This window comes from Pedobacter kyungheensis, from assembly GCF_000812965.1.
Taxonomy (GTDB): domain Bacteria; phylum Bacteroidota; class Bacteroidia; order Sphingobacteriales; family Sphingobacteriaceae; genus Pedobacter; species Pedobacter kyungheensis.
In genome coordinates, this window is the sequence record NZ_JSYN01000009.1 from 47,733 (window position 1) to 61,040 (window position 13,308).

Annotated in this window: 10 protein-coding genes; 2 read left to right on the plus strand and 8 right to left on the minus strand. The window is 40.4% G+C overall.

Annotation, left to right across the window (positions count from 1 at the left end; genetic code table 11):
• Positions 1–7: 7 nt before the first annotated feature.
• The 7 genes from OC25_RS09285 to OC25_RS09325 form a co-directional block, all read right to left on the minus strand.
• Positions 8–982, minus strand: a complete 975-nt coding sequence (locus OC25_RS09285; protein ID WP_039474756.1) for a TPM domain-containing protein — start codon at positions 980–982, stop codon at positions 8–10.
• A gap of 139 nt (positions 983–1,121) precedes the next feature.
• Positions 1,122–1,616, minus strand: a complete 495-nt coding sequence (locus OC25_RS09290) for a GNAT family N-acetyltransferase (protein WP_039474759.1) — start codon at positions 1,614–1,616, stop codon at positions 1,122–1,124.
• On the minus strand, positions 1,613–2,173 hold the full coding sequence (locus tag OC25_RS09295) for a hypothetical protein (protein ID WP_039474764.1): 561 nt from the start codon (positions 2,171–2,173) through the stop codon (positions 1,613–1,615). The genes OC25_RS09290 and OC25_RS09295 overlap by 4 nt, the downstream gene beginning before the upstream one ends.
• A gap of 77 nt (positions 2,174–2,250) precedes the next feature.
• The gene (locus OC25_RS09300) at positions 2,251–3,543 is read right to left on the minus strand and encodes a hypothetical protein (protein ID WP_039474768.1); all 1,293 of its coding nucleotides are present in this window, start codon (positions 3,541–3,543) and stop codon (positions 2,251–2,253) included.
• A gap of 56 nt (positions 3,544–3,599) precedes the next feature.
• Positions 3,600–4,244 (minus strand): thiamine phosphate synthase, encoded by a 645-nt coding sequence (locus OC25_RS09305; RefSeq protein ID WP_039474771.1) that lies wholly within the window; start codon positions 4,242–4,244, stop codon positions 3,600–3,602.
• 134 nt (positions 4,245–4,378) lie between these two features.
• Entirely contained in the window at positions 4,379–6,823 is a 2,445-nt protein-coding gene (locus OC25_RS09310; RefSeq protein WP_039474774.1) for a TonB-dependent receptor, read from the minus strand.
• 622 nt (positions 6,824–7,445) lie between these two features.
• Complete coding sequence (locus OC25_RS09325; protein ID WP_039474782.1) at positions 7,446–7,979, minus strand: AAA family ATPase; 534 nt, start codon at positions 7,977–7,979, stop codon at positions 7,446–7,448.
• Positions 7,980–8,417: 438 nt separating this feature from the next.
• On the opposite strand from OC25_RS09325, the gene OC25_RS09330 reads away from it, so the two are divergent.
• Both OC25_RS09330 and carB read left to right on the plus strand, forming a co-directional pair.
• Positions 8,418–8,735 carry a carboxypeptidase regulatory-like domain-containing protein gene (locus OC25_RS09330; protein WP_039474787.1) on the plus strand — a complete coding sequence of 106 codons (318 nt, stop codon included), beginning with the start codon at positions 8,418–8,420 and terminating at the stop codon, positions 8,733–8,735.
• Between the two features lie 213 nt (positions 8,736–8,948).
• Positions 8,949–11,786, plus strand: a complete 2,838-nt coding sequence (gene carB, locus OC25_RS09335) for a carbamoyl-phosphate synthase large subunit (RefSeq protein WP_039474789.1) — start codon at positions 8,949–8,951, stop codon at positions 11,784–11,786.
• Positions 11,787–11,996: 210 nt separating this feature from the next.
• Here the strand turns inward: carB and OC25_RS09340 are convergent, their stop codons facing one another.
• Positions 11,997–13,301, minus strand: coding sequence for a M20/M25/M40 family metallo-hydrolase (locus OC25_RS09340; protein ID WP_039474792.1), 1,305 nt, complete (start codon positions 13,299–13,301; stop codon positions 11,997–11,999).
• Between the last annotated feature and the right edge of the window lie 7 nt (positions 13,302–13,308).

Consider the following 13,308-nt stretch of genomic DNA (forward strand, 5'->3'; position numbering starts at 1 on the left):
TTTTCCTTTACCAGTCTGAGCTAGCTCCACCTCCTGAAAACCCACCACTTGAAGATGAACTGCTGCTTCCAGATGAGCTGTTTCCATCAGAAGAGCTGTCGCGTGATGATCCCCAATCGCCAAAGTTGCTCGCAGGTTCTGCCTGCTCTCGTGGCGGCTCATTTTGTACGCTATGGCTAGATCTATTCCTGTTTAAAAGGCTATTGGCGAAATAACCAGTAGCTGCACCTGCAAAAAAGGATCCAAGACCGCTTCTGCGACGACCGTTGTAGTCATTGTTAAAACCACCATTGTAACCGTTGTTGTAGCCTCCAAATCCATTATTGGCAAAGGTTTGGCTGCTTGGTCTTGATCTGAATATGCGAACGATTAATAGCACTACTAATACAAATACAATAACAAAAAAGCCAAGTACAAAAAGTGTTATATCAACTCTGTCGCTCGTATTGCTTACGGCCTTGTTGTCCTGTTTATCAACAGCGGCAAGGGATTGTACTGCTGGTGGTTCACCATAACCTGCACTATCAAGTTTAAAAGAGATATCAGATACCAATGCAAACAGGCCCTTTCCGTAATCTTTTGCACGAAAGTGCGCTTTGGTTTTAGTCAGTACATCCTGACTGGTTTCGGTAGTAAAAATGGGCTCAAGATTACGGGCTACTTCGAGCCGTTGCTTGCGCTGCTTTACCGCGGCAACATAAACCAAGCCGTCCTCTTTATTGCCAACTTTCCATCTGCGTGCAATTAGTAACGAATATTCTTCAATATCGTATTCCTTTGGTATTGTGTTTACAATAACAAGGGCAAGTTGTACACCTGATTTTTTTTCGATTTGATTAATCGTATCGTTTAGCTTTTTAATTTCCGATTTGGAAAGGACTTTCGCAAAATCATTTACGTAGGTGTCTTTTAACGGTTTTGGTATTTGTGAAAATGTAGTAACCGTTACGAAGAGTAATAGGAGCGATAATATATATTTCATGGTTTAAATTATAAAGCCAAATTAATAATTATTTTTTCTTAAAGCTATATGTTAATGAACCTGGGAATAAAGAACGCCCTCCAGGAAAATGACGGGCGTATAAAATATTTAGCTATGATTATTGCTATGCAAAAAATAATTAGAATTTATATTCCATTACATAATCATCCATAAAGTAACCCTCACCAATATCGAGTTTTACTGATTCTTTGATGGTAAAACCACCTTTCAGATAAAAATCCTTGGCTTTATTGTGTTTGTTTACATTGAGTTGTAAAGCTGTTCCACCAATATCTTTTATCTGGTTAAAAACCTCGTTAATGAGAATTTTACCTACCCCTTTGCCATGGGCTGAGGGCAGAACGTATAATTTATGTAATTTGTAAATGCGTGCTTCGTGATCGATAATAGAATAGCCTGCAAAGCCATATTGGTTTTCATTTTCTTCGGCAATTAGGAAAATATGGCCTTCCATCAATTGTTTTAACAGCTCGCCCTGGTTATACATTTTCTCCAGCATATAATCGATCTGCGCCTGACCAATGATATCCAGATAAGTTGATGGCCAGGTTGCCGCGGCAATATCCCTGATGATTTCTATGTCCTGTTCTTTTGCTTTTCTAAGGGTAATCATATCGGTTCGCTGATAAAAATAGGTTGTCCGGAAAAGGTAAATTCTACAAAGCCATCGTTTACCACCTCGAAAATTTCTTCCTCGGTTTGCATCAGGTTGGTTACTTCAAGATAGCGGTTACCATGAATCAGAAATTCGCTGCCTGCTGGTTTCCATACCGAAAAACCCGACCTAATGGGATAATGTTTGGCCCGCTCGGTAAATACAACCAGGTTAATTTTGTCCTCAAATCCGGCAAATTTTTCAAGGTCGAATTTTTTGGCAATCACATTTACAGCCGGATATTTTTCTTCAAATAAGAAATTAACGGCTACCATTAAAGCATCAACAGGGCCCTGAATGGTTTTGGTGTCTTCCTGAACGTCCTGATTGGTTCCGTTTACTAGCACATCTACTTTCAGACCAAGCGAAATAATCTTATCGTAGTTTTCGCCATTAACCAAAAGCGTTGGGCTCCACTCTAAAAGTTGCCCTAAAAACTCCTCGCTAAAATTACCCAGCTCGTCGATATATAAAGCGGGCTCCTGTTTTTCTTTTACTATGTGATGTGATGACATGTTGCGAATATAGAAAATTTAGTATCGAGTCGGAATATCAAATTGTGAGTATCGGGAATCAGGTAGCAAGATGTAGTTTACCTGTTATAAGGATATTCGCTTACCCAATGAAAACCTCTGTTAATCAGTCTAAAATCTTTGAGGTCTTTTCGCTTAAAACTTATGGAAATGGAATCTTTATCTTTCAGGCCAGAAACAATCAATTTATCTTTTCCAACAAGATGATAAGTTAAAATATATTGAGCTGATTCTTTATCTAGTGACCCCAATGTGATTTCCCGCTTTTTTGTATTAAATACTGTTGAAAAATTAAGGGTACTATCATTAATTGTTTTTACGCGTGCATAACCTGAATAGCTAATCACCATTTGTTTCCATCGCCTACTGTCACTAGCTAAAGGTGGCAGCTCCTCCCCTTTAAAACGCATACTTTCTACGTTGTAAATGCCATATAATAATGGTTTGGGTGCATCGCTGCCATAAGTTTTTCTTTGCTGGTTAAACGTGTATAGTAAAGTACCAATAGCAGCTGTTATGTACAGGTATTTTATACCATAAGCCAAAAAGTAAAGCCACCGCTTTTTAAAGACTGGCTTATACATTTTATCCAATTGCTCACTTTCATACCGGATAAAGAAGCGGTAGAATTTCAAGAAATGAGGAGCCAAAATAAAAAGGCTCATCACAACAAGCGCAGTAGAGAGTAATTTTACAGGCACATCGAAAAAGTAATTCATAGCCATTACGTGGGCGGTGGCTGCAAGAGATAGAAAGGCACCCACTATTACTGTTCTGCGGAATAAGAGTAGTACGCCGGAAACTTCTATAATGCCCATAAAAATATTGTATCCTTTTGAGAATCCAAGGAAGGTCCATGCCAGGCCCATAGGAGATGCTTCGCCAAAAGGTTGGAGCAAACGATCAAGCGTTGGATCAGGGAACTGAAGCTTGATCACCTTGATTAAGCCATACAGCACTAAGGTAAAGGCCAGGTAAAACCTTACCAGCACCACAAGCCAGTAATACGCAGTATTATAACTTTTACGTTTGCGGTCTAAAGCAGACCAGATGATACAGCCAGCTAGCGAAACGAGAACTATCAGAAGCAATAGTACCCAATTGTAAGAGGTATCGCCGCTGCCGCTTGGGCCAGTGTTGGGTGTATAGTTATAATGAATGATATTTTTAGAAAACCATGGAACGAAATCGCGTAAAAAGTGATTAGGCAATTGCAGCAGCCCCGACAGGAATGTGAAAACTCCGTTATTATTCAGGGAAATAAACAGTGGGAGCAAAATAAAGAAAAATCTGAAAGAGATTTTTTTAAAAATCCCCCATTGGGCATTGTTTTGAAGAGCGTTTTCTGACATGTGGTTTGGTTTATCCCAAAGCTAAAAATAGCTAACAGGCTTTAAAATCTAAAATTTTAATAAACAGCACTTTCTTTTACCAAAGTGTAAAAATCCTGATAAGCTTCAATAAAATCATCAGAAAAATTAATCGCGCCAGAAACGGCGATACCATAAATACCCGTTTGCATTAAAGCTTCTATATCATAAATTTTAATACCCCCAACTGCTAAAAGGGGTAATTGAATGTTGGCTGCCTTGAGTTCTTGCACGGCTTTGTAATAACCTTCAACTCCTATCAAGGGTAAATGGTTTGGCTTGGTTTCGGTTGTAGCAAAAGGGCCAAAGCCGGCATAATCTGCACCCTGATTGGCTAAACGGATTAAATTTTCAACGGTATTGGCCGATCCGCCCAGGGTAACATCATTGCCCAGTTGCTTGCGGATAGCTGTAAAGTCGGCATTCATGTCTTCAATATGAAAACCCTGAATATCGGCTTTGCCATTTAGATGGATATGATCGGTAACAATTAGTGTTGTGCCCCAGTCATCGCAAATTTCGGCGATGGCGTTAATATCGGCTAAAAGGGCTGCATCATCTTTGCTCAGGCAACGGTATTGAATCCATTTCGCCCCTGCTTCGCAAGCCAGTTGTACCTGTTCAATATGCGTTAAGTTGGGGATATCGTGGGTAATGTACTGGAGCTTTTCAATGTATTTCATGGTGAGTTTTGTTCCCGATTAGGGTTTTTATAATTTAAAATGCCAATATAAACAAAATCGCCATTGAGCGTTTGTCCTCAATGGCGATTTTAAGCTTTATGCTTTGGTCTTTTTGTTTTAGTCTTTAAGCTTCCTTAAAACTTCACGTTCAGGCTTAATAAAAAGTTGGTTCCTGCCTGTGGGTAAAAGAAATTTTCGGTAATCCTGCTGCCACCTAACTGGTAGCCGTAGGTATAGCCATTGTTTTCGTAACGCTTATCGAAAATATTATTCACCAATAAGCCCAGATTGATGTTTTTAACTCCTGCAAATTTAAAATCGTAACCTAAACGGGCATTGCTTACCCAATAACCATTTATGGTACGGTCGTTATTTTGGGTGTTATCTAAATATTGCTTGCTTACATATTTACTTTGCAGAGCTACGGCAAAACCACTAACCGGTTTGTAAACCAGTTCGCCAAAAAGTACGGCACGTGGCGAGTAAGAGATATCAGTAAGCTGGTAATTGCTTACCACCTGACCACCGTTGTCATAATCGTCGTAATACTCGGTGAAGTTTTTGATTTTGTTACGGCTTAAAGCAGCATTGGCATTTAATATAAACTGCTTGCTAATGGTATAAGCACCATCCAACTCAATGCCCAAACGGTAACTCCTGTCTACATTTTGACGGAAATTTCCACCCACATCATTTATTTTACCAGTAACCACCAGCTGGTTTTTATAGAACATGCCGTAAGCATTAGCCCCGATGTTTAATTTTTCGTTCTTAAAACGGTAACCCAATTCTAAATCGTTCAGCCTTTCTGGCTTAGGAGTTGCGCCCGCTGCTGCATCGGTATAATCATCACGGTTAGGTTCTTTATTGGCTACGCTGAATGAAGCGTATACATTACTTTCAGTATTGATAAAGTAAGTTGCGCCAAACTTAGGATTAAAGAAATTTAAAGTTTTGTTTATCGCCAGTGTATTCAGTTTGTTTTCAGTTCCGGCAATATCATAATACACACGGCGGTATTGTAAATCGGCAAATAAACTTAGCGATTCAACCGGGCTGTAGTTCACCTTACCGTAGGTATTAAAATCGGTTTTAAAGCCATCGTTATCATAATAATGCCTGTCTATGTCGCCATTTGAAGCATATTGTGCCCAGATAATCTGTCCGAAGTGCGCGCCTTTGTATTCATTATAAGCACCACCTAAAGTGAAATTTAAATTTTTCTGCGGCACATAGTTAAAGGCATAGGTAACACCATAAAAATCGTTATCCAACCAACGACGGCGAATAAGATCTGTTTTGGTAATGGGTGTTCCACCAGGAATAACTACCGGATTTAAACCATAATCGGCCAGTTTATTCTGAACGCGGTATTCTTCATAGTAGCCCGAACCCTGTGTATAGTGCAAAGCTCCGTTAAAAGAGAACTGATCAGAAAACTGACGCGCATAAATTAATTGGTAATGGTTTTGAACATAATTATCGGTCTGGTTATTATATAAGAAACTGTTATATCTGCGTCCGGAATTTAACAGGTTAGCAGCATCTTCAGCGCTAAGTTCGTTCCGGGCGATGTAGGCATTCATGCCGGCAACATCATTTTCTAAACGCGATTGCGGAATACCATTCCACGATTGATAAGTTTTTTCGTTACCCGAGAAAACATTTACACGCAATAAATCTTTGTTGCCATGGTAAGCACCAGAAAGGAAATAAGATTTAAGTAAAGATGAGCCACGGTCTACATAGCCATCAGAGCTGATTCTCGATAAACGGCCATCGAAACTGAAACGGTTGTTAATTAAACCTGTTCCAACTTTTATGGTATTTTTCCAGGTATCAAAACTGCCGTAGGTGCTGTTTACTTCTGCATAGGGTTCTGTTTCGCTGGCGGTAGTCTGGATGTTTAAGCTTGCACCAAAAGCACCGGCTCCGTTGGTTGAGGTACCTACACCGCGCTGAATCTGCACATTATCTACTGATGAAGCAAAATCGGGCATATTCACATAAAAAGTTCCCTGGCTTTCGCTATCGTTAATTGGAATGCCGTTAACCGTTACGTTAATGCGGCTATTGTCGCTGCCTCGTATGCGGATGCCCGTATAACCCACACCAGCACCAGCATCAGAATTAACTACCACGCCGGGCGTATTCTGTAAAATAAAAGGTAAATCCTGACCAAAGTTGTTTTGCTGGATTTCTTCTTTACTGATGTTCTTGTAGGTTGTTGCCGATTTTTCATTGGCCCGTGTTGCCCGTACAATTACCTCATCGGCCAGAAAATTTTGTGCCGTTAAAGCGAAATCTATTGTACTGTTTTGCGAAAGCGTTACTGCTTTTTCTTCAGTTCTGTAGCCCACGTAACTCACAACAAATGTATATTTTCCATTTTCAAGGTTAGATAAGGTGAAATTTCCACCTGCATCACTCAATACAACTGTTTTTTTGTTTTTTATTTTAATGGTGGCGCCTGGCAGGGCATTGTGGTTTTGATCGGTTACTTTACCGGTAACGACAAGCTGTGCCGATGCAAAGAAAGGCAGCATTGCAACAAGTGCTGCAAAAAATAAATTTTTCAATTTTTTTGTTTTTAGTTAAACCAACCGGAAAAAGGGGTTTCCCCGATTTTTAGTTAAACTTCCATAACTCCAATCCCTACGCCGGCATTACCCGGATCAGGTGCTTTTAAGGTTTAGGGTTTTAAGGTTTAGGGCTTAAGGTCTTTGCATCATGCACAACCTTTTACCTTTCACCTTTTACCCTCTGCCTCAAAATGGGTATGTTCTCAGCCTGTTTTTGTGTTTATTTAAACAAGGCACCCCTAATGATGAGGCAAATGTAGGGAATATTTGGCAATTCTCACTTAAACAGTGGTGTTGTGGCACCGAATTTAAAGAAATGACGCCTTAGTCGTCTAGTTTATAGAATTTATTGCTTTTTTGTTGGAAAATTTACGGTTCTGTGGGGATGGCATCTTTAGTCCTGCTATCACTGCAAGTCCTCGCTCGTACCTCGCTGCGGGCTTTACGTTCTATCACCCGCCTGCAACGGGCAGGGGTTTAGGTGGCCAGGTTGGTGCAGGTTTAACAGATGATCAACAGCCGTTCCTACAGAACGAAAACGCCAATTTTACAATTGGCTACCCAGGAGGCGTTCCTACGGAACGTACTTGCAGATCTTTCTTGGGGAACGATTATTAGGTTACGATTTGCCTAAAAAATCATCAATTGCTTTTTTGGCATTGGCTACCCTTTCATCACCCTGTCCGCTAATTACGATGTAATTTGCATCAAGCGCCTGCAGTTCTTTGTGCCAGATTTCCATAAAGTATTCGCGTTGGTTGGGGAAATCGCGTAAGGGGTCGTCTTGCCAGGGCAAATCGATATCCATTAACAGGTATAAATCGTAAGGTCTTTTGGGCAAAGTATCGAGCACCTCCTGTGGAGTCTTGCCCAGCACTTCGTCGCTCCATATCTTAACGGTTACAAAAGTGGTATCGCAGATAATAAAATCGCTTTCCGTTACAGAAAGGATGGCATCTTCAAGCGCCACCTGACCATAAAACATGTTGGCTTCATCCTGCAGGGTATAATCGGTAACCAGGTTTTCGCAGTAATAACGCGCGTACTCGGGCACCCACGAAACTTTGTAATGTTTGGCCAATAATTGCGATAGGGTTGATTTACCTGTACTCTCGGGGCCAACTATGGCGATTTTTTTTATGTTCTTGTTCACGTAATGGTATGCTGACAAGGTTCAAATGTAAAGGAAAATGCCCTAAAAGAAAAAATCCGGTTGAGGAGGGCTCCTCTAACCGGATAATAAACCAAACAAACTATTTATGAAGAAATCCTCATGGCGGGTAACTAATCCGCGGAGGAAGCTTTAGATCATTGTCTAAAGTATATACAAAACGTATATCTGTTCTGCTTATTACAACATTATTGCCAATAATGGGAACATCACAACTTCGTGACTTAATTCTGACGTGTGGGGCCATATTCTTAGTGTTATTTTAACACTTATTAACATTCAGATTACAATTGTATATTGTGGCATTACTCTTGTGTATAATTATTAGTACGTTTTGAATTTTGGCTGTTCATTATTTAAAACTATTTGTACTAAATGGTGTTACTTATTTTAGACAGTTAGACATTAAAAACTAAAACGATGAAAAAGTTATGTGCAATATTGGCGCTGCTCATTGTATTTGCCCTTGGGGCAATTGCCTATACCAACATTAAGTTAGGCGGAATTATTGGTAAAATCAGTCCTGCAGATGCTGCTGCCTCTGTTTCGTTAGTAGCTGGAACAGATACTTTAAAAGCGCAGTTAAACCAGGGTGTTTTTACTTTTACCAATCTTAAAGAAGGTGTTTATACCGTTTGGATACGGGCCAACGCGCCTTACAAAGATGCCACTATTGAGAAGGTGGCAGTTAAAGATAGTGCTACTACAGATTTAGGCGAAATTAAATTACTGCAATAAGTGTTTTAGCGAAAGAAAAAGGTTAAAAAGAGGCATAATTAAGGCCTCTTTTTTATTTTAAAAAAAACGGCTTAAAGTCGTGCTAAAGATGTATCTTTGCATCCCGACAGAACAGTTGGGATTTTTCTTCGCACTAGCACTAAATCTCGTTGCTTTCTAAGGTTCTTAGATGAACCAACACTTTAGAATTTTAATTATTGTTTAAGCTTTATCATGCCTAAAGACACTTCCATTCGCTCAGTACTAATTATCGGATCTGGACCAATTGTTATTGGCCAAGCCTGTGAATTTGATTACTCGGGTTCTCAAGCGGCCCTATCTTTAAAAGAAGAAGGGATTACCGTATCAATTATCAACTCAAATCCGGCTACTATTATGACGGATAAAGTTATCGGCGACCATGTTTATCTGCGTCCGTTAACTGTTGATTCGATCGAAGCGATTTTGCAGGAGCACATTGCTGATGCAAGTTTACCTAAAATTGATGCCGTACTACCAACAATGGGTGGCCAAACAGCACTAAACCTTTGTAAAGAAGCAGAAGAGCGCGGTGTTTGGGAAAAATACGGGGTTAGAGTTGTAGGGGTTGATGTTGATGCAATCGAGAAAACAGAAAACCGCGAAGCTTTCCGCCAGTTAATGGTTGATATCGGTGTAGGGGTTGCCCAATCGAAAATTGCCAACTCATTCTTAGAAGGTAAAGAAGCCGCACAGGAAATCGGATTCCCACTGGTAATTCGTCCATCTTACACTTTAGGTGGTTCTGGTGGTGGTTTCGTGCACAGAAAAGAAGAATTCGATGCAGCGCTTAAACGCGGTTTAGAAGCTTCGCCAACACACGAAGTTTTAGTAGAGAAAGCCGTTTTAGGTTGGAAAGAGTATGAGTTAGAGTTGTTAAGAGATAGCAACGATAACGTAATCATTATCTGCTCGATCGAAAACTTCGACCCAATGGGTATCCACACCGGAGACTCGATTACGGTTGCACCGGCCATGACTTTATCTGACCGTTGTTACCAGGAAATGCGTAACCAGGCAATTAAAATGATGCGCGCCATCGGTAACTTTGCCGGCGGTTGTAACGTTCAGTTCTCGGTTAACCCGGCTGATGATGAAATCATCGCGATCGAAATTAACCCACGTGTATCACGTTCATCAGCATTGGCAAGTAAAGCAACGGGTTACCCGATTGCAAAAATTGCAGCTAAACTTGCTATCGGTTACAACCTGGATGAAATTGAAAACCAGATTACCAAAACCACTTCGGCATATTTCGAACCTACTTTAGATTATGTAATCGTAAAAGTACCTCGCTGGAACTTCGATAAATTTAAAGGAGCCAACAAAGAGCTTGGTTTACAAATGAAATCGGTAGGTGAAGTAATGGCAATTGGCCGTACGTTCATCGAAGCTTTACAAAAAGCTTGTCAGAGTTTAGAAATTGGCCGTTCAGGTTTAGGTGCAGATGGCAGACAAGTACGCAATATCGAAGAAATTATGGATGGTTTGGAGCACGCTTCATGGAACCGTCTGTTCTTAATAAAAGATGCCATGGCGATGGGCGTTCCTTTGGAATCAATCCGTAAAGTAACCAAAATCGACAAATGGTTCTTAAACCAGATTCAGGAGCTTGTAGCTTTAGAAACTGAGTTAAAAAGATACTCACTGAACAATATCCCACGCGATTTCTTCTTCAACTTAAAACAAAAAGGTTTTTCTGATGTACAGATTTCATGGTTGCTGGGTAACGTAACCGAAGATGAGGTTTATGCCCGCAGAAAAGAGCTAGGCATCCGCAGAGTATATAAAATGGTTGATACCTGTGCTGCAGAATTCCCGGCACAAACGCCATATTATTACTCAACTTTCGAAGAGGAAAATGAATCGGTACCTACAGATAGAAAAAAGATAATCGTTCTGGGCTCAGGTCCTAACCGTATTGGTCAGGGTATTGAGTTCGATTACTCTTGTGTACACGGCTTATTGGCTGCTAAAGAAACAGGTTTCGAAGCCATCATGGTTAACTGTAACCCTGAAACGGTTTCTACCGACTTTAACATGGCCGATAAATTGTACTTCGAACCAGTTTTCTGGGAGCATGTACGCGAAATTATTGAGCTGGAAAAACCAGTTGGTGTAATTGTTCAGCTTGGTGGACAGACTGCCTTGAAAATGGCTGAGAAACTAACTGAGAACGGTATCAAAATTATCGGAACTTCTTTCGAGAACATGGATATCGCCGAAGATCGTGGCCGTTTCTCTGACCTGTTAAAAGATTTAAATATTCCTTATCCAAAATACGGGGTTGCCGAAAATGCCGAAGAAGCTATTGTTGTAGCAAATGAGGTAGGCTATCCGGTACTGGTTCGTCCGAGTTATGTATTGGGTGGACAAGGTATGAGCATCGTAATTAACGACGAAGACCTGGAGAAAGCAGTAGTGAAATTATTGGGCGATTTACCGGGTAACCGCGTACTGATTGACCATTTCTTAGACAGAGCAGAAGAGGCAGAATCGGATTCGATTTCTGACGGTGAAGATGTTCACATTGTAGGTATGATGGAGCACATCGAACCTGCAGGTATCCACTCCGGCGATTCGTTTGCAGTATTGCCTACCTTTAGCTTATCTGAAACGGTAACTAAAGCCATGGAAGAATATTCAGTTAAGATTGCGAAAGCTTTAGATGTACGTGGTTTACTGAACATCCAGTTCGCCATCAAAGATGAAAAAGTATATGTAATCGAAGCGAACCCAAGGGCTTCACGTACGGTTCCGTTTATTGCTAAGGCATACGATGTACCTTACATCAACATTGCAGCTAAAATTATGCTGGGTGTAGCGAAACTGAAAGATTTTACCATCGAACGTAAATTGAAAGGTTATGCGATTAAGGAGCCTGTTTTCTCTTACGAGAAATTCCCGGAGGTAACTAAAGAGCTAGGCCCTGAAATGAAATCGACTGGTGAGGCGATCCGCTTCATTAAAGATCTGGAAGATCCTTACTTCCGCAAGCTTTACAAAGACAAATCAATGTATTTGAGTAAGTAATCTGCTTATGAAGTTTGAAAAGCAAGGAGCTTGGAGAACTTCGTAAGTTTATAAAAAATAGTAAAGGCCAGTGATTTTTCACTGGCCTTTAATTTTTTTAATAAGTTAATCCGTCATTCCCACGCAAGTGGGAATCTTAAAGCTATTGCATTACGATTCCCATCCGATAGCTATCGGATCAAGTTGGGAATGACGAACCGTTTTATAGATTTATTGCTTCAACTTAGGTATTCTTGTTGGCGTATCTGTTCCGTTTACAATGCTGGTTGCACTCTTCGCAATGGCTTTAATGGTTGATAAGATATTTTCTACATCTAAAGAACTGTACTCGTCTTTAACCGAGTGGTACAATTTATCGATATCGATTTTATCGGTACTGATGGTGTGTGCAGGAACACCAAGGGCTGCCAAAGTAGCATTATCACTTCTGTAAAATAAATTTTGCTCCGGATATGGATCAGGATGGAAAGTAAATTCAGTTCCGGCCAGGTTTTTCTGCAAAATCTTGCCAAAATCTGATCTTTCATAACCAGTAATAAACGCAGTGTTTTTACCGAATTTAGAGTCTTTTCCAATCATTTCGATGTTAAACATGGCCACAACATCATCCGGATTTAATTTCTCTGAGAAATATCTTGCACCGAAACCACCAATTTCTTCTGCAGTAAAGGCTACAAAAATCAATGTACGTTCATTGTTCTTTTGTGCTTTGTAATATTTGGCCAGGGCAATCATGGCTGTTGTGCCCGAGGCATCATCATCGGCGCCATTGGCAATACTATCGCCATTTACCGGTTTTAAGAAACCCAGGTGATCATAATGACCTGAGAACACTACAATTTCTTTAGCTTTTGATTTCCCCGGAATTACGCCTGCAACGTTAAACAAAGGCATTTTATCTACTTTGCTTTTAACGTTTGCCGAAAAATCGCCCGCAGCATCTTTGCCCAATACAAAAACCTGCACTGCACTGGCGGCCTTTACGTTTTTTTCATCAACCGTGGCGGGTTTGCTAAAATAATTTCTGTAGCGGTTAAACAAATCGGCAAACTTACTGTCAACCAAAACCAGTTGGTTTTTACCTGATTCGGTCATGGCTCTTAATTGGGCAACAAATGGCTTTTCAGGATCAAGTTTAACAACTGTTGTATTCGATTTGTCGAGGGTAACGTTTTCTGATGATACGCCCGAAATAATCAGGTTTTCAGGTGCAATTTCCTGTCCGTCTATCTTAACACTCGTATTTTGGTTGGTAATGCGGTATTTATAGAAAGTCTGGCGAAAAGTTTTCTCTCCGGTTAAAGGTTGTAAACCAATCTTTTTAAATTCCGATTCGATAAATGTAGCGGCCTTATCAATACCTGGCGTAAAAGTAGCACGGCCCTGCATATCATCGGCACTTAAGGTTTTAATCAGGTGGTCGGTATATTCGCGGGTAATAATTTTATCGATGTTTTGCGCTTTAAGCTGCAAACCTGCCATCCCGACTAAGGCAAAAAGGGCTATTTTCTTCATTTTTTAT